The sequence below is a fragment of the Streptomyces mutomycini genome (genome assembly GCF_001700505.1).
GTDB classification, from domain to species: Bacteria; Actinomycetota; Actinomycetes; order Streptomycetales; family Streptomycetaceae; genus Streptomyces; species Streptomyces mutomycini.
The window spans coordinates 1-16791 of record NZ_MAPV01000147.1; the positions used below are offsets into that span (position 1 = coordinate 1).

Consider the following 16791-nt stretch of genomic DNA (forward strand, 5'->3'; position numbering starts at 1 on the left):
GGGCACACCCGTCTCCGGGGGCCGCTCAGGCGTCCTGGAAGTCCATCAGTGCCACCGGATCCGAGGTCGGCTCTTCGGATCCGCCCGTCGGCTCGACCGTGATGCCCATGCCGGACGCGCTGTCCACGGGCCCGTCCAGCAGCACCGTGTCGTCCGAGGCGGACGGGTTCATCAGCCCCGCCGAGCGCATGGTGCCCTCGTCGTTGAACCACAGCTGGTACACCTTGCCGCCGGGCGGAGGCGCCATGTCCGAGGCCAGGAACACCGCCCGGTTCACGCTCTTCGAGACCACGACGGTGCCCCGCGCCCCGCCGGCCAGGTCCGACGCGCTGGTCCTGGCGTCGGACGCGGTCAGCACCTGGGCCACCCGCTCGTTGTGCAGCTGGGCCCGGGCCGCCTCCTGCCGGGCGTCCTGGGCGACCTGGTTCTGCCACACGGCGACCCCGCCGAAAGCGGCAGCGGCGGCGACACATGCGGCCAGCGCGTACGTCGACCAGCGGCCGGTCCGTCCGGGTGACGCCGTGGGACGGGAGCCCCGCGCGTGGGAGGGCGCCTCCTGCCGTACGGTCGTGATCTCCCTCAGCACCCGGTCCCGGAGCGCGGGCGGCGGGACCGCCGAGACCGCGAGCCCGAGCCGGGCGGCGGTGGCGGACAGCTCGCGCACCTCCTGGGCGCAGGCCCCGCAGACCCCAAGGTGCCGTTCGAACGCGACCCGCTCGTCGTCCGGCAGCGCGTGCAGGGCATACGCCCCGGTCAGCGTGTGGAGCTCGGCCGTGCTCATGCGCTCACCCCCAGGCAGTCGCGCAGGCGGATGAGCCCGTCGCGCAGGCGTGTCTTGATCGTTCCCAGTGGCACGGACAGCAGCTCGCCGACCTCGCGGTAGGTGAGTCCCTGGTAGTAGGCCAGCGTCACGGACTGCCGCTGGAGCTCCGAGAGCGTACGCAGGCAGCGCCGCACCTGTTCCCGCTCGAGCCGGGACTCGACCTGCTCGGACACCTCGTCGAACTCCGGCGTATGGTCCAGCAGCGCGGCCTTGTGCTCCCGCGCGGACGTGGCCTCGGCGGAACGGACCCGGTCCACGGCCCGGTGATGGGCGAGGGTCAGCACCCAGTTCATGGCGCTGCCACGCGACGGCTGGAAGCGGGGAGCGGTGCGCCAGACCTCGACGAGCACTTCCTGCGCCACCTCCTCCGACTGGGCCGGGTCGCGGAGCACACTCCGTACCAGGCCGAGAACAGGGCCGCTGACCTGGTCGTACACCCGGGTGAACGCGTCCTGGTCACCCCGGGCGACCTGGACGAGCAGCTCCTGAAGGTCGGGCCCCGCTGACGGGATCCCGCTGATGTGTACGGCTTCTCTCACGCGGACGTTCCTCCCGGAGCACGCAATCGTTTCCCCGTTGATTCGGAGCCGTCGGCCATGCGGATTGGTGGGCGGCCCGATATTTTCGCACGCCCTGTCCTCGAACTCACGTACGACAACGGGTTGCGCTGCTCCGCCCGGACGGGGAAAGGGGAGTTTGCTCGGTCAGCGGAGACCGAGACTGACGGAAACGGCACCTCACCGACGAAGAAGGGGCCGCCCGGCCTGCGGCCGGACAACCCCTCAGCGAGATTCGGTCGGACTTCCGACTAGGCGGCGCTCTCCTGCTCGCGCTCCACCTGCTCGTTCCACTCGCGCTTGACCGCGCGCCACGCGTCGTCGTTCTTGCCGAGGCGCCAGTAACCCGAGATCGACAGCCGGCCGAGCGGGATGCCGCGCTCCAGGCGGAGGTGGCGCCGGATCTCCTTCACGAAGCCCGCTTCGCCGTGGACGAACGCCTGCACGTCCCCCTCGGGGAACTCCAGTCCGCCCACCGCCGCGACGAGGGCCTCGCCGACCGGGCGGCCGCCGCGGTGCAGCCAGGTGACCGAGACGCCCTCGGGGGCCACGAGCTTCTGCTCCTCCGAGGGGTCCGGCACCTCCACGAAGGCGTGGACCAGCGCGCCCTCCGGCATGTGCTCCAGCGCCGCGGCGATCGCGGGCAGAGCGCTCTCGTCGCCCACCAGCAGATGCCAGTCGGCCGAGGCCTCCGGGACGTAACCGCCGCCGGGGCCCAGGAAGGTCACCTGGTCACCGGGCCGGGCCCGGGCCGCCCACGGGCCCGCGAGGCCCTCGTCGCCGTGCACCACGAAGTCGACCGCCAGCTCACGCGCGACGGGGTCCCAGGAGCGCACCGTGTACGTGCGGGTGGTCGGCCACAGCTCGCGCGGGTACTCCTCGCGGATCGCGGCCATGTCGAAGGGGTGTGCGTAGTCCGCGCCCTCGGGTGCGAAGCACAGCTTGATGTAGTGGTCGGTGAAGCCCGCGAGGGCGAAATCGGCCAGCCCTTCGCCACCGAGGACCACACGCACCATGTGCGGGGTGATCTGCTCGGTGCGCAGGACCTGCGCCCCCTGCGCCTTCGGTGTCCGGCGTTGCGGCCGCTCTGCCACGAGGTTCTCCCTGCTCTGGGCGACGTACGAGGTTCTGCGTAGTTAGGCTTACCTAAGCTAGCACTCTACGCCTGGAGTGTGAGGAGCAGGCGCTGCAGGGCGTTCCCCAGGCCCCACCGCGTCGCCAGGGCCTCCAGGGCCGCCGGGTCGCGCGGTTCGCGGGGGAGCGCGGGGTCGAACGCGGGCAGGGGGACGTCGCCCGCGACCCGGACGACCTTCGGGGCAACCGCGACGTAGTCCCGGGCCTCGTCCAGCCGCTTGCGCTGGGACGGGGTCAGCCTGGCGGCGGGATCGTCGACCGCCGCCATGATCCCGGCCAGGTCGCCATAGGCGTCCAGCAGCTTCGCCGCCGTCTTCTCGCCGATGCCGGGCACCCCCGGAAGGCCGTCGCTCGGATCGCCGCGCAGCAGCGCCAGGTCGACGTAGCCGGCGCCGTCCACGCCGTACTTCTCGCGCAGCCAGGCCTCGTCCGTCACCTGGAGCGTCCCCACGCCCTTCAGCGGATAGAGGACCCGCACCCCGCGGGCGTCGTCGACCAGCTGGTAGAGGTCGCGGTCCCCGGTCACGATGTCCACGGGGCCGGTGGCCCGTCCGGCCAGCGTGCCGATCACGTCGTCCGCCTCGTACGCGGCGACGCCCACCCGGGCGATGCCGAGGGCGTCCAGCACGGCCTCGATCACCGGGACCTGCGGCGAGAGGGTGTCGGGGACCTCCTCCTCGTCGGGGGCTCCCTCGCCGGTCTCGACGGCCACCCGGTGGGCCTTGTACGTCGGGATCAGGTCGACCCGCCACTGCGGGCGCCAGTCGGCGTCCATGCAGGCCACCAGGTCGTCCGGGCGGTGGTCCTGCACGAGCCGGGCGATGAAGTCGAGCAGGCCGCGCACGGCGTTCACCGGGGTGCCGTCCGGTGCGCGCACCGAATCCGGGACGCCGAAATACGCGCGGAAGTAGAGGGAGGCGGTGTCGAGGAGCATCAGGCGTCGCGTCACAGCACCGATCATGCCGCACCCCACTGACACGGGAGGTCCGGGTGAGCGTGACGTTCCCGCATTCACCGCCCTCCGCAGTGAGCTGGGTCACACAAGTGTTTGGTTCGCGTAAGTGAGGGCAGGCGCGGCACCGGAGCGGACCACGTCCATTTTTCAACGAGTGCCCGTGCTCTGCGGGCCGATCCGCACCGCTCCACGGTCTGCCGGAGGGGGTGGGCGGACCGATTCGGTTCAACGCGTGAGGTGTATGTGTCAAGGCTGCAAGCGGAACACCTGTACAAGGTGTTCGGCAGACGACCAGATCAAGCCGTGCAGAAACTCGAAGGCGGTACGCACCGCGACGAGCTGCGCGCCGACGGAACGACCGCAGCGGTGATCGACGCCTCGTTCACCGTGGAGCCGGGCCAGATCTTCGTCGTCATGGGGCTCTCCGGCTCGGGGAAGTCCACATTGCTGCGGATGCTCAACGGTCTGCTGGAGCCCACCGCCGGCCGGGTGCTGTTCGACGGTCAGGACCTGACCGCGCTCAGCCCCCGTGAGCTGCGCTCGGTCCGTTCCACCAAGATCAGCATGGTCTTCCAGCACTTCGCGCTCTTCCCTCACCGGAGCGTGCTGGAGAACGCCGCGTACGGCCTGGAGGTCCAGGGCGTCCCGCGTGCCGTGCGTGAGGAGCGTGCCGCCCAGGCGCTGGAGCTGACCGGTCTCGCCGGCTGGGAGAAGTCCTGGCCCGACGAGCTGTCCGGCGGCATGCAGCAGCGTGTGGGCCTGGCCCGCGCGCTCGCCACCGACGCCGATCTCCTCCTGATGGACGAGTCCTTCAGTGCGCTCGACCCGCTGATCCGCCGCGACATGCAGGACCAGCTGCTCGAACTGCAGAAGCGTCTGAAGAAGACGATCGTCTTCATCACCCACGACCTCAACGAGGCCATGCGCCTCGGTGACCGCATCGCCGTGATGCGTGACGGTGAGATCGTGCAGCAGGGCACCGCCGAGGACATCCTCGTCCGGCCGTCCAACGACTACGTCGCGTCCTTCATCCAGGACGTCGACCGCGCCCGGGTGCTCACCGCAGGTTCGATCATGGAGGCGCCCGAAGCGGGCCGCTCCGACGAGGACCTGCTGGACGCGGCCCCCGCGACGGTGTCCGCCGACACCCCCATAGCCGAGCTCTTCACCCCCTGCTCCACCAGCGGGGTCGCCGTGGCCGTCACGGACGCGGACGGCGGCGTCATCGGCGTCGTGCCGCGCGACAGGCTCCTCGCCGCACTCGGCGAGGAACCGCAGGTCGACACCCAGGTTCCGGCACAGCGCGAGATCAAGAAGGTGAACGCCGGTGCCTAGGGTCTCCTTCGGCGCGTGGGTAGAGGACGCGGTCGACTGGCTCCAGTCGAACCTCACCTGGATCTTCGACGCCATCAAGGCCGTGCTTGGCGGTATGTACGACGGTGTGAACGCCGTGCTGAGCGGCGGTGAGCCGCTGCTGATGGCCGGGATCTTCGCCGTCATCGCGTTCTGGCTGCGCGGCGTGATCCCCGCCGTCGCCACCTTCGCGGGCTTCGCGCTCATCGACTCCCTCGCCCTCTGGGACGAGGCGATGGCCACCCTCTCGCTGGTCGTCGTGGCAGCCCTCATCACGATCGTGATCGCGGTGCCCATGGGTATCTGGGCGGCCCGCAACAACCGGGTCAGCGCCGCGCTGCGGCCGGTTCTCGACGTCATGCAGACGATGCCCGCCTTCGTCTACCTGATCCCCGGCGTCATGTTCTTCGGCGTCGGCGTCACCCCCGGCGTGATCGCCACCATCGTCTTCGCGATGCCGCCCGGCGTCCGGATGACCGAGCTCGGCATCCGTCAGGTCGACAGCGAGCTGGTGGAGGCCGCCGAGGCCTTCGGCACCTCGCCCAAGCACACCCTCACCCGGGTCCAGCTGCCCCTCGCCCTGCCGACGATCATGGCCGGAATCAACCAGGTCATCATGCTGGCGCTGTCGATGGTCGTCATCGGCGGCATGGCCGGCGCCGGCGGCCTCGGCGAGAAGGTGTACGCGGCCATCACCCAGCTCCAGGTCGGCCTCGCCGCCGAGAGCGGGATCGCCGTCGTCATCCTCGCCATGTACCTGGACCGGATGACCGGCGCGCTCAACGAGCGGGTCTCCCCGCTCGGCCGCCGTGCAGCCGCCAAGGTCGCCGCCGGTGCGCGCCGCCTCAGGTTCGCGCACTACAAGCCGGGAACCGCCGTCGCGATGACCGGTGTCGTGGTGCTCGCGCTCATCGCGGGCGGACTCAACATCGCCGGCTCCACCGACTCGAAGGCCGTACAGGCCGACGGCGGGAACGTCGGCAAGGGCCAGAAGATCAACCTGGGGTACATCCCCTGGGACGAGGGCATCGCCTCCACCTACCTGTGGAAGGAGATCCTGGAGCAGCGCGGTTACGAGACCGGGGTCACCCAGCTCGACGCCGGCCCGCTCTACTCCGGCGTCGCCCGCGGCGACATCGACTTCCAGACGGACTCCTGGCTGCCGACCACGCACAAGGACTACTGGGACAAGTACAGCGACCAGCTGGACGACCTGGGTTCCTGGTACGGGCCGACGTCGCTGGAGCTGACGGTTCCGTCGTACGTCAAGGGCATCGACTCGCTCGAGGACCTCAAGGGCCAGGGCAAGAAGTTCGACGGCAAGATCATCGGCATCGAGTCGAGCGCCGGGATGATGGGCACCCTGAACAAGAAGGTGCTCAAGGAGTACGGCCTCGACGGTGAGTACGAGGTGGTCTCCTCCAGCACCTCCTCGATGCTCGCCGAACTGAACGCCTCCATCAAGAAGAAGGAGCCGGTCGTGGTGACCCTGTGGTCGCCGCACTGGGCCTACGGCAAGCACGACCTGAAGAAGCTCAAGGACCCGAAGGGTGCCTGGGGCAAGGGCGAGGAGATCCACACCGTCGCCCACAAGGGCTTCGCGAAGAAGGCTCCCGCCGTCGCGAAGTGGCTCAAGGACTTCGAGCTCACCGAGAAGCAGCTCACGAGCCTGGAGAACGAGATCCAGGGGGCCGGCCAGGGCAAGGAGCAGGACGGCGTCCGCAACTGGCTGAAGAAGAACTCCGGTGTCGTCGACAAGCTGGCCCCGGTACCGGGCGGCGCGGGCGGCTCGCAGCAGGGCAAGGACGCAGGCAAGACCGTCAACATGGGGTACTTCCCGTGGGACGAGGCCATCGCGAGCACCTACCTCTGGCAGAACATGCTGGAGGACCGCGGCTACCGGACGACGGTCAAGCAGCTCGACCCGGGACCGCTCTACACCGGTCTCGCGCAGGGCCAGCTCGACGTCCAGTTCGACTCCTGGCTGCCGACGACGCACAAGGACTACTGGAACCGGTACAAGGAGAACCTCGTCGATCTCGGCTCGTGGTACGGGCCGACGTCGCTGGAGCTGACGGTTCCGTCGTACGTCAAGGGCATCGACTCGCTCGAGGACCTCAAGGGCCAGGGCAAGAAGTTCAACGGCAAGATCATCGGCATCGAGTCGAGCGCCGGGATGATGGGCACCCTGAACAAGAAGGTGCTCAAGGAGTACGGCCTCGAGGGTGAGTACAAGGTCGTCTCCTCCAGCACCTCGTCGATGCTGGCCGAGCTGAACCGGTCGATCAAGAAGAAGGAGCCGGTCGTGGTGACCCTGTGGTCGCCGCACTGGGCCTACGGCAAGCACGACCTGAAGAAGCTCAAGGACCCGAAGGGCGCCTGGGGCGAGGGCGAGCAGATCCACACGGTCGCCAAGAAGGACTTTCCCAAGGACTTCCCGGAGCTGACCGGCTGGCTGAAGGACTTCAAGCTCACCGAGGCGCAGCTGGCCTCGCTCGAGGTGGAGATCCAGAAGGGCGGCGCCGGCGAGGAGAAGGAGTCCGCACGCCGCTGGATGGACGCCAACCCGGACGTGGTGGCGAAGCTGGCGCCCGTCGGCAGCTGATCCACGACCCAGTCCCGGCCGAAGGGGACGGTCCCGGTAGCGAACCGGGGCCGTCCCCTTCAGGCTGGTCTGAGGAGTCCCCGAAGGTTTCCCGCCCGTCCGCTTCGGCTCCATCACGCGAACGACATGCGTATGGTGCTGGCAACCGGGAGGATGGCGATCCGGGGAGGGAGCCGGACATGGACGAGAAGGAAGCCCTTCGAGTAGGGGCCGCGGTTCGCCGACGCCGCAGGACCCTCGGGCTCACCCTGGCCGCGGTGGCCGGGCGCAGCGGACTGTCCGTGCCGTTCCTCAGCCAGATCGAGAACGAACGGGCCAGACCCAGCCCCCGGTCCCTGGACCGGGTGGCGGAGGCGCTGGAGACCACGACCGAGCGGCTGCGCGCCGCGGCGGACTCGGCACGCGCCGTGGACGTCGTACGGGCGGGCGACGAGGACGGCGTACGCAGGCTGGTGCGGGGACGGCACCAGCTCAGCGCGCTCGAGTTCATCGGCGAGCAGGACCTTGGACGCGAGTTCCAGCACCGCAACGACGAGGTGATGTACGTCGTGGAGGGCGCCGTGGAGGTCGAGGCCGAGGGGCAGGCCCACCGGCTGGGCCGGGGCGACACCCTCTTCCTCTCCGGCGGGGTCAGGCACCGGTGGCGGGCGACCGTGCCGGGCACCCGTCTGCTGGTCGTCTCGGTCGCCGAACACATCGACGCGACCTACGACTCGCGCCGCTGACAGGGGCTGCCGGTGCGCGTCGCCCCCGGCGTCACCTCACGTGGCACGGACCGTCGCCGGCCGAAGCGGCTGGGGCGCTGCGAGCAGCGCTCCGCCGAGCAGCCCGCCCAGCGTCCGTACGCCGGCGACCGCCCAAGCGGTGACCAGCAGCGCGTAGAGCGCCACGGCCAGCCAGGTGAACGCGTCCAGCCCGGTGTGCCGGGCCAGTCCCGCCGCGCCGGTGACGCACGTACCGACCGGGAAGGTGAACCCCCACCACGTCATCGTGAACCGCATGCCCCGCCGCATCGCACGCACCACCAACGCGGCGGACAGGGCCAGCCACAGCAGGGCGAAGCCCATCACCGGGACCCCGTACAGCACTGCGAACGCGCCGGAGGCCGAGGCGTACGGCGCCGCGATCGCGCCCGGTGCCACATCGGCCAGCTGGCTGACGGCCGTGGTGGACTGCCCCAGCGGCCCGAGCACCAGGAACAGCGCCGGGGTCAGCGCGAGCGGCAGAGGTCCCTGGTGGACCAGCCGCGCGAAGACCAGCGGGACGACCACCAGGGTCGCCAGCAGCGACAGCCCGAACATCGCGTAACAGGCGAGCAGAAGCGCCTCGCGGCCCTGGCCGGGAGCCAGCTCGGGCACCAGCAGCGGGCCGACCGCGGCCGAGACCATCGGGGCCACCAGCGGCAGCAGCCAGACCGGTGACGCGGTTCCCGGCGCGGGACGGTGGTGTACGACCATGAGGTACGGGATCGCCACGGCCGCCGCGAGACCGGTGACCGTGCCGGCCGTGAACAGCACCGCGTCCACGGCCACGGCGGCCGGATGCCCGATGACGTCCTGGCCGGCCACCAGGGTGCCCGCGCCGACGGCGAGCAGTGCCATGGAGAGGCAGCCGTGGAACGGGGCGACGGCGGGGTCCATGAGGTGGGCGCGGGCCTGGTCCCGGTGCAGGACCCAGTGTCCGGCACGGGCCGTCAGGACGGCGGCCAGCAGCACGGCCGAAAGGGCCCACACCGCGACGCAGGCGGCGCGCAGACCCGGTACGTCCACGGGGAGCGCCGCGCCCGCTGTCGCGACGATCGCGGTCCCCATGACCGTCGCGTACCAGTTGGGGCCGAAGTGCCGCAGCGAAGGGAGCCGGAGGGCGCCGGTGCGCGCGGCAGGGGGCTCGGTGCTGCTCTGCACGGTGTTCGACCGCCCGGTCCTGGTCTGCGGAAAGATGGCCATGCCACGATCCTCGGCGGACCGGCCGCCCTCCACCAGGGAGCGCGGAGCTATGAGGTCATAGGCTGGGCTTATGTCCAGCACCGCGCCCCCGCCCTCCTCCCTGCCACACCGGGTCCCCGACCTGGGAGCCATGGTGCTGCTGATCGCCGTCGCGCGGCACGGCAGCCTGGGCAGGGCGGCGCGTGAGGTCGGCATCAGCCAGCCCGCCGCCTCCGGCCGCATCCGGTCGATGGAGCGGCAGCTCGGAGTCGCGCTCCTGGACCGCTCGCCGCGCGGCTCCCGGCTGACCGACGCGGGAGCCCTCGTCACCGACTGGGCGCGCAGGGTCGTCGAGGCGGCCGAGGCGTTCGACGCCGGAGCCCAGGCGCTGCGGGACCGGCGCGACTCCCGGCTGCGGGTCGCCGCGAGTATGACCATCGCGGAGTACCTGCTGCCGGGCTGGCTGATCGCGCTGCGGGCCGGCCGGCCGGGGACCGCCGTGTCCCTGCTCGCGGGCAACTCGGCCGCGGTCGCCCTGCGGCTGATGGCCGGAGAGGCGGATCTGGGCTTCGTCGAGGGCCTCTCGATACCCGAGGGGCTCGACGGCACGGTCATCGCGCACGACCGGCTCGTCGTCGTGGTCGCCCCCGCCCACCCGTGGGCGCGCCGGGACCGGCTGACTCCGGGTGAACTCGCCGCGACGCCCCTGATCCTGCGGGAACACGGCTCGGGCACCCGTCAGGTCCTGGACGCCGCGCTCGCCGTGCACGGCGGACTGGCGCGCCCCCTGCTCGAACTCTCCTCGACCACCGCCGTGAAGGGGGCCGCGGAGAGCGGCGCCGGGCCCTGCGTACTGAGCGAACTGGCGCTGGGCGAGGAGCTCTCCGCGCGGCGCCTGGTCACGGTCCCGGTGGCGGGCGTCCGGCTGCGCCGCCAGCTCCGCGCGGTCTGGCCCGCCGGCCACCGGCCCACGGGACCTGCCCGGGACCTGCTCTCCCTGACCGCCCGTGAGCCCGGGGAGTCCTGACACCGGGTATGTGCCCAGGTCCGCGCCCGGCCGCCCGCTCCGGTGGCGGGCTCAGGCCGAGGACACGGCCGCCCCGGCCCGGGCGGCCGTCACCAGGGCCCGCATGATGCGGAGGTCGTCGCCCATCTCCGGGTGCCACTGGACCCCGAGCACCCACTGGGCGCCCGGCAGTTCGACGGCCTCCACGGTGCCGTCCTCCGCGTACGCGGAGGCGACCAGACCCGGCGCGAGCCGGTCCACGGCCTGGTGGTGGTAGGTGGGTACGGACGCCTCCTCGGGAACGAGCGACGCGTACAGCGTGTCCGGCACCGGCGTCACGGTGTGTTCGCCGAGGACCCCGGCCTTCCCGAACGGGCCGGCGTGGCCGTCCAGATGCTGGGTCAGCGTGCCGCCCAGCGCCACGTTGAGCAGCTGCATGCCGCGGCAGATCCCGAGCACCGGAGTGCCGGCCGCCCTCGCCGCGCGCAGCAGGGCCACCTCCCAGGTGTCGCGCTCGTGCGCCGGCGGGCCTGTCCTGAAGTCGCGCTCCGCGCCGTACAGTCCGGGGTCGACGTCGGCGCCGCCCGCGATCACGAGGCCGTCCACCCGTGCCACGACCGCCGCCGCCTTGGCCGGGTCGTCGGGGGGCAGCAGCGCGGTCAGTCCGCCGGACCGCTGGACCAGCCGGGGGTAGGCGGAGGGGAGCACCGCCGCCGGGAGTTCCCAGACGCCCCAGCGAGCCGCCGGCTCCAGATAGGTCGTGACGCCGATGAGCGGTTCGTGCATGGTGCGGTCCCTCCGGCGGCCGGTCTGCGGACCGGCCCGGTGCAATGGTGTTGCGTCATACCTTTGTTCGTGCGGGCCCGCCGCGCAAGAGCAGTGATCCGGAAGGGCTGGATCAAGCCAGGAAGCCCCGGAGCAGCGCGGCCGTCCCCGCGCAGTGCTCGCGCATCACCGCTCGCGCCCGCTCCTCGTCGCCGTCGAGCACCGCTTCGACGACGGCCGTGTGCTGCAGCTGCGAGTGTTCGAGGTTCCGAACCAGCAGGGGTATGCAGTCCAGGAGGTCGTTGACGCCCGCCCGCACCGCGGCGTACCGCGCCGCGAGGGAGGGGGAGCCGGAGAGCTCGGCGAGCGTCAGGTGGAAAAGGGTGTCGATCCTGCGGTAGTCGGGCAGAGGTGCCTCGTGTGTCGCCGCCAGAGCCGTACGCAGCCGCTCCGCGTCCTCGTCGCCGAGGCCGCGCGACGCACAGAGCCCTGCCGCCCCCGACTCCAGGACCTCGCGGAACAGCAGGATGTCCTCGATGTCGACGTCCGCCGTCCGGCGGCGCAGCTCGTCACCGTCGGCCGGCCCGGTGCGGGGGAGCACGAACGTACCGCCGTACCGGCCGCGCCGCGCCTCGATCAGGCCCTGGTCCTGGAGGACCTTCAGCACCTCGCGCAGGGTGACGCGGCTGATGCCGAGGAGCCCGGCCAGCTCGCGCTCGGCGGGCAGGCGGCCTCCGCCGGGCACCAGGCCGAGCCGGACCACCTGGAGGATCTGCTCCAGTGCCTCCTCGAAGCCGTTGCCCGCGCGGACCGGCCGCAGTGCGGGCAGCAGTGGGTCGAAGGCCCCTGGATGATCCCCCGTCTCTTCCGCCACGTCCCGATTCCCTTCCCCCCATTGGTTTTCTCCCATACCTTAGACCGCCTGACCGAACGAGGAGCATCCCGTGGCAGACCGAACACCCCCGCTGGGGACCGACGAGCTGCGCGGGCTCGTGGGGCGCGGTGAGATCGACACCGTGGTCCTCGCCTTCCCCGACATGCAGGGCAGGCTGCAGGGCAAGCGGTTCGCGGCGTCCTTCTTCCTCGACGAGGTGCTGGAACACGGGACGGAGGGCTGCAACTACCTCCTCGCCGTCGACACGGACATGAACACCGTCGACGGGTTCGCCATGTCCTCCTGGTCCAACGGCTACGGCGACTTCGCGATGCGCCCCGACCTCACGACCCTGCGCCGGATCCCCTGGCACGAGGGCACGGCGTTGGTCATGGCCGATCTCGCCTGGGACGACGGCACGCCGGTCGTCGCCGCGCCCCGCCAGATCCTCCGGCGGCAACTGGAGCGGCTCGCCGCACACGGGCTGACCGCCCACGTCGGCACGGAGCTCGAGTTCATCGTCTTCAAGGACACCTACGAGCAGGCGTGGGACCGCAACTACCGCGGCCTCACCCCGGCGAACCAGTACAACGTCGACTACTCGGTCCTCGGGACCGGACGCATCGAACCGCTGCTGCGCCGCATCCGCAACGAGATGGCGGCCGCAGGACTCACCGTCGAGTCGGCCAAGGGCGAGTGCAACCCCGGCCAGCACGAGATCGTCTTCCGGTACGACGAGGCGCTCGTCACCTGCGACCAGCACGCCCTCTACAAGACCGGGTCCAAGGAGATCGCCGCCCAGGAAGGTGTCGCGCTCACCTTCATGGCCAAGTTCAACGAGCGCGAGGGCAACTCCTGCCACATACACCTCTCGCTCCAGGACGCCGACGGACACAGCGTCATGGCGGGCGAGGACGGCACGATGTCCCCCCTGATGCGGCACTTCCTCGCGGGCCAGCTCGCCGCCCTGCGCGACTTCTCCCTGCTGTACGCGCCGAACATCAACTCCTACAAGCGGTTCCAGCCCGGCTCCTTCGCCCCGACCGCCGTCGCCTGGGGCCACGACAACCGCACCTGCGCCCTGCGCGTCGTCGGACACGGCCGCTCGATGCGCTTCGAGAACCGGCTGCCCGGCGGGGACGTCAACCCGTACCTCGCGGTCGCCGGCCTCGTCGCCGCCGGCCTCCACGGCATCGAGAACGGGCTGGAACTGCCCGACGCCTGCGAGGGCAACGCCTACACCGCGGGCTACGACAGGGTCCCGGCCACCCTCCGCGACGCCGCCGCCCTCTGGGAGAGCAGCGAGGTTGCCCGGGAGGCCTTCGGCGACGACGTCGTGGCGCACTACCGCAACACGGCGCGCGTCGAACTGGAGGCCTTCGACGCGGCGGTGACCGACTGGGAGCTCCGCCGCTCCTTCGAACGCCTGTGAGGAGCCCCGTGATCCACGAACACCGTGTCCTGAACCCGGCGACCGAGGAGCTGGTCGCCACCGTCCCCGCCACCACCGCCGCCGAGGTCCACACCGCCGTCACCCGTGCCGCGGCCGCCCAGCGCACCTGGGCCGCCCTGGCCCCCGCCGACCGCGCCAGGCTGCTGCGACGCTTCGCGGTCCTCGTCGACGAACACGCCGAGCGGCTGGCCCTGCTGGAGGTCACCGAAGCGGGCCACACCCTGGGCAACGCACGCTGGGAGGCGGCCAACGTCCGGGACCTGCTGGACTACGCCGCCGGGGGAGTGGAGCGCCTCACGGGGCGCCAGATCCCCGTACCGGGCGGGATCGACCTCACCTTCCTCGAACCGCTGGGCGTCGTCGGAGTCATCGCCCCGTGGAACTTCCCCATGCCGATCGCCGCCTGGGGTACCGCCCCCGCCCTCGCCGCCGGCAACGCCGTCCTCCTCAAACCGGCCGAGACCACCCCGCTCACCGCCCAGTACCTGGCCCGGCTCGCCCTCGACGCGGGCCTGCCCGAGCACCTCTTCCAGGTGCTCCCCGGCGCGGGGGACGTGGCGGGCACCGCCCTGGTCGAACACCCGGGCGTCGCCAAGATCGTCTTCACCGGTTCGACCCGTGTCGGCAAGCAGATCATGGCCAGGTGCGCGGACCGGGTGAAGCGGCTCACCCTCGAACTCGGCGGCAAGAGCCCCAACATCGTCTTCGCCGACTCCGACATCGAGACCGCCGCGGCCGCCGCCCCGATGTCCTTCCTCGACAACGCAGGCCAGGACTGCTGCGCCCGCACCCGCATCCTGGTCCAGCGCTCCGTGTACGACCGCTTCCTCGAGCTCCTCGTCCCCGCCATCGCCTCCGTCGCCGTGGGGGACCCGTCGGACGAGAAGACGCAGATGGGCCCGCTGATCTCCCGTACACAGCTGGAACGCGTCCGCGGATACGTCCCCGAGAGCGCGGACGGCATCCGGGGCAGTGCCCCCACGGGCCCCGGCTTCTGGTTCCCCCCGACCGTCCTCACCGGGGTCGCTCCCGACGCCCCCGTCGCCACCGAGGAGGTCTTCGGCCCCGTCGCCGTCGTGCTGCCCTTCGAGGACGAGGACGACGCCGTCCGGCTGGCCGACGCCACGGACCACGGGCTGGCCGGCTCGATCTGGACCCGGGACGTGGGCCGCGCCCTGCGGGTCTCCCAGGCGGTACGGGCCGGGAACCTCTCCGTCAACTCCCACTCCGCCGTCCGCTACTGGACCCCGTTCGGCGGGTACAAACAGTCCGGGCTCGGCCGCGAACTGGGGCCCGACGCCCTCGCGGCCTTCACCGAAACCAAGAACGTCTTCATCGGCACGGAGGCCTGAGCGAACATGACCACCGACTCCGGGAACATCTGCCGCCGCCTGACCGGCCGCACCGCCGTCATCACCGGCGCGGGCAGCGGCATCGGCCTCGCCACCGCACGCCGGCTGGCCTCGGAAGGAGCCCACGTCGTCTGCGGCGACATCGACGAGACCGCCGGCAGGGCCGCCGCCGAGGAGGCGGGAGGCACCTTCGTGGCCGTCGACGTCACCGACCCCGACCAGGTCGAAGCACTCTTCGCGGCGGCGGACGACACCTACGGCTCCGTCGACATCGCCTTCAACAACGCCGGTATCTCACCGCCCGACGACGACTCCATCCTCACGACCGGGCTGGAGGCGTGGAAGCGCGTCCAGGACGTCAACCTCACCTCCGTCTACCTCTGCTGCAAGGCCGCCCTCCCCTACATGCGGCGCCAGGGCCGCGGCTCGATCATCAACACCGCGTCCTTCGTGGCGCGGATGGGCGCCGCGACCTCCCAGATCTCCTACACCGCGTCCAAGGGCGGCGTCCTCGCACTGTCCCGCGAACTCGGGGTGCAGTTCGCCCGCGAGGGGATCCGGGTCAACGCCCTGTGCCCCGGGCCGGTCAACACCCCGCTGCTCCAGGAGCTGTTCGCCACGGACCCGGAACGCGCCGCCCGCAGGCTGGTGCACATCCCCGTCGGCCGGTTCGCCGAGGCGACGGAGATCGCGGCGGCGGTCGCCTTCCTGGCGAGCGACGACTCCTCGTTCGTCAACGCCACCGACTTCCTCGTCGACGGAGGGATCTCGGGTGCGTACGTGACACCGCTGGACTGACGTCCGGCGGTGTCCTAGAGGAAGGTGCGGCCCTCACCGCGGTACGTCGGCACGGTGGCGGTGATCCGGTCCCCCTCGATCAGCCGCAGTTCGTCGAAGCGCTCGCACAGTTCACCGGCCTTGGCGTGCCGGAACCACACCTTGTCGCCGATCAGCAGATCGTCCGCGGGGGCCCCGAGCAGCGGTGTCTGGACCTCGCCGGGGCCCTCCTGCGGGTCGTAGCGCAGCCCTTCGGGCAGATACGGCACCGGCAGCCGGTCCGCGCCCGCCGCCCCGGACGCCGGATAGCCGCCGCCGAGCACCGTCACCACCCCCACACCCGGCCGCCGCACCACCGGCTGTGCGAACAGCGCCGCCGGACGGCCCGTGAAGGAGGTGTAGTTGTCGAACAGCCTCGGTACGTAGAGCCCGGACCCCGCGGCGATCTCGGTCACGGCGGCCTCCGCGGCGGTGTGCTGCACGCTGCCGGTCCCGCCCCCGTTCACGAACTCCAGGCCGGGTGCCACCGCGCGGACCGCACGCACCACCTCCGCGCGCCGGGCCGCCAGCTCCCTGCGCGCCGCCGCCTGCATCAGCCGGACCGCACGCGACCGGAGCGGCCGGCCGGCCACCGAGTCGCCCACCCCGGCGACATGGCCCTCGTACGCCATCAGGCCCACCAGCCGGAAGCCGGGCCTGCGCTCCACCGAGCGTGCCAGCTCCGCCAGCCGGCCGGGGGAGCGGAGCGGCGAGCGCAGCGCGCCGACCCTGACCCGGCCGCCGAGCAGCCGAAGCGAGGTGTCCAGCTCCAGGCAGACCCGGATCTCCTCGGTGCCACCGGCCCGCGCCGCGTCGATCAGCTCCAGCTGCGCGGAGTCGTCCACCATCACCGTCACGGCCGCGGCGAGTTCGGGATCGGCGGCCAGTTCGGCGTACGCGGACCGGTCGGCCGACGGATAGGCCAGCAGTACGTCGTCGAAACCGGCCCGGACCAGCCACAGCGACTCCGCCAGCGTGAACGACATGATCCCGGCGAAACCGGGGCGCGCCAGGACCCGTTCCAGCAGGGCGCGGCAGCGCACCGACTTGCTGGCCACCCGGATCGGCTTCCCGCCCGCCCGGCGCACCAGGTCGTCGGCGTTGGCGTCGAATGCCTCCAGGTCGACGACGGCCACCGCGCGTCGAGATGGGCGGTGGCCGTCGTCGACCTGG

General features: G+C 71.6%; 14 protein-coding genes and 1 pseudogene. 7 read left to right on the forward strand and 8 right to left on the reverse strand.

The window, feature by feature from the left end:
- Window positions 1–25: 25 nt before the first annotated feature.
- The 4 genes from BFF76_RS20940 to BFF76_RS20955 form a co-directional block, all read right to left on the reverse strand.
- Window positions 26–781, reverse strand: a complete 756-nt coding sequence (locus BFF76_RS20940; protein WP_053930966.1) for an anti-sigma factor — start codon at window positions 779–781, stop codon at window positions 26–28.
- Complete coding sequence (locus BFF76_RS20945; RefSeq protein WP_031099408.1) at window positions 778–1362, reverse strand: sigma-70 family RNA polymerase sigma factor; 585 nt, start codon at window positions 1360–1362, stop codon at window positions 778–780. Before BFF76_RS20945 ends, BFF76_RS20940 begins: the two co-directional genes overlap by 4 nt.
- Window positions 1363–1631: 269 nt before the next feature.
- Window positions 1632–2474 carry a siderophore-interacting protein gene (locus BFF76_RS20950; RefSeq protein ID WP_031099404.1) on the reverse strand — a complete coding sequence of 281 codons (843 nt, stop codon included), beginning with the start codon at window positions 2472–2474 and terminating at the stop codon, window positions 1632–1634.
- A 65-nt stretch (window positions 2475–2539) separates the two neighbouring features.
- Window positions 2540–3448, reverse strand: a complete 909-nt coding sequence (locus BFF76_RS20955) for a 5'-3' exonuclease (RefSeq protein ID WP_031099400.1) — start codon at window positions 3446–3448, stop codon at window positions 2540–2542.
- Window positions 3449–3712: 264 nt separating this feature from the next.
- On the opposite strand from BFF76_RS20955, the gene BFF76_RS20960 reads away from it, so the two are divergent.
- The 3 genes from BFF76_RS20960 (at window position 3713) to BFF76_RS20970 (ending at window position 8152) form a co-directional block, all read left to right on the forward strand.
- Complete coding sequence (locus tag BFF76_RS20960) at window positions 3713–4804, forward strand: quaternary amine ABC transporter ATP-binding protein (RefSeq protein WP_078850769.1); 1092 nt, start codon at window positions 3713–3715, stop codon at window positions 4802–4804.
- Window positions 4797–7427: an ABC transporter permease/substrate binding protein gene (locus tag BFF76_RS20965; RefSeq protein WP_065848828.1), complete on the forward strand. Its 2631-nt coding sequence runs from the start codon at window positions 4797–4799 to the stop codon at window positions 7425–7427. Before BFF76_RS20960 ends, BFF76_RS20965 begins: the two co-directional genes overlap by 8 nt.
- A gap of 179 nt (window positions 7428–7606) precedes the next feature.
- Entirely contained in the window at window positions 7607–8152 is a 546-nt protein-coding gene (locus BFF76_RS20970; protein ID WP_031097452.1) for a helix-turn-helix domain-containing protein, read from the forward strand.
- Between the two features lie 36 nt (window positions 8153–8188).
- Here BFF76_RS20970 and BFF76_RS20975 read toward each other — a convergent pair whose 3' ends face one another.
- Window positions 8189–9373 (reverse strand): TDT family transporter, encoded by a 1185-nt coding sequence (locus BFF76_RS20975; RefSeq protein WP_031097454.1) that lies wholly within the window; start codon window positions 9371–9373, stop codon window positions 8189–8191.
- Window positions 9374–9443: 70 nt separating this feature from the next.
- Here BFF76_RS20975 and BFF76_RS20980 point away from each other — a divergent pair, with 70 nt between their 5' ends.
- On the forward strand, window positions 9444–10379 hold the full coding sequence (locus BFF76_RS20980; protein WP_065848829.1) for a LysR family transcriptional regulator: 936 nt from the start codon (window positions 9444–9446) through the stop codon (window positions 10377–10379).
- 51 nt (window positions 10380–10430) lie between these two features.
- Here the strand turns inward: BFF76_RS20980 and BFF76_RS20985 are convergent, their stop codons facing one another.
- Together BFF76_RS20985 and BFF76_RS20990 are read right to left on the reverse strand one after the other, a co-directional pair.
- Entirely contained in the window at window positions 10431–11144 is a 714-nt protein-coding gene (locus BFF76_RS20985; protein ID WP_031097458.1) for a gamma-glutamyl-gamma-aminobutyrate hydrolase family protein, read from the reverse strand.
- Between the two features lie 112 nt (window positions 11145–11256).
- On the reverse strand, window positions 11257–12033 hold the full coding sequence (locus BFF76_RS20990) for a FadR/GntR family transcriptional regulator (RefSeq protein ID WP_381823703.1): 777 nt from the start codon (window positions 12031–12033) through the stop codon (window positions 11257–11259).
- Between the two features lie 34 nt (window positions 12034–12067).
- Here BFF76_RS20990 and BFF76_RS20995 point away from each other — a divergent pair, with 34 nt between their 5' ends.
- The 3 genes from BFF76_RS20995 to BFF76_RS21005 are packed head-to-tail and all read left to right on the forward strand — an operon-like array spanning window position 12068 to window position 15600.
- Window positions 12068–13429, forward strand: a complete 1362-nt coding sequence (locus BFF76_RS20995; protein WP_031097464.1) for a glutamine synthetase family protein — start codon at window positions 12068–12070, stop codon at window positions 13427–13429.
- A gap of 8 nt (window positions 13430–13437) precedes the next feature.
- Complete coding sequence (locus tag BFF76_RS21000; protein WP_065848830.1) at window positions 13438–14802, forward strand: aldehyde dehydrogenase family protein; 1365 nt, start codon at window positions 13438–13440, stop codon at window positions 14800–14802.
- Between the two features lie 6 nt (window positions 14803–14808).
- Window positions 14809–15600 carry a 3-oxoacyl-ACP reductase gene (locus tag BFF76_RS21005; protein ID WP_053930970.1) on the forward strand — a complete coding sequence of 264 codons (792 nt, stop codon included), beginning with the start codon at window positions 14809–14811 and terminating at the stop codon, window positions 15598–15600.
- Between the two features lie 14 nt (window positions 15601–15614).
- Here BFF76_RS21005 and BFF76_RS21010 read toward each other — a convergent pair.
- A pseudogene (locus BFF76_RS21010) lies at window positions 15615–16791 on the reverse strand (amino acid deaminase/aldolase); the annotation flags it as partial.

Bases quoted from the DNA above. Each gene is read 5' to 3' on its own strand.
- BFF76_RS20985 (WP_031097458.1), bottom strand. From the start codon at position 11,144: ATGCACGAACCGCTCATCGGCGTCACGACCTATCTGGAGCCGGCGGCT.
- BFF76_RS20975 (WP_031097454.1), bottom strand. From the start codon at position 9,373: ATGGCCATCTTTCCGCAGACCAGGACCGGGCGGTCGAACACCGTGCAG.
- BFF76_RS20990 (WP_381823703.1), bottom strand. From the start codon at position 12,033: ATGGGAGAAAACCAATGGGGGGAAGGGAATCGGGACGTGGCGGAAGAG.
- BFF76_RS21005 (WP_053930970.1), top strand. From the start codon at position 14,809: ATGACCACCGACTCCGGGAACATCTGCCGCCGCCTGACCGGCCGCACC.
- BFF76_RS20970 (WP_031097452.1), top strand. From the start codon at position 7,607: ATGGACGAGAAGGAAGCCCTTCGAGTAGGGGCCGCGGTTCGCCGACGC.
- BFF76_RS20955 (WP_031099400.1), bottom strand. From the start codon at position 3,448: ATGCTCCTCGACACCGCCTCCCTCTACTTCCGCGCGTATTTCGGCGTC.
- BFF76_RS20940 (WP_053930966.1), bottom strand. From the start codon at position 781: ATGAGCACGGCCGAGCTCCACACGCTGACCGGGGCGTATGCCCTGCAC.
- BFF76_RS20980 (WP_065848829.1), top strand. From the start codon at position 9,444: ATGTCCAGCACCGCGCCCCCGCCCTCCTCCCTGCCACACCGGGTCCCC.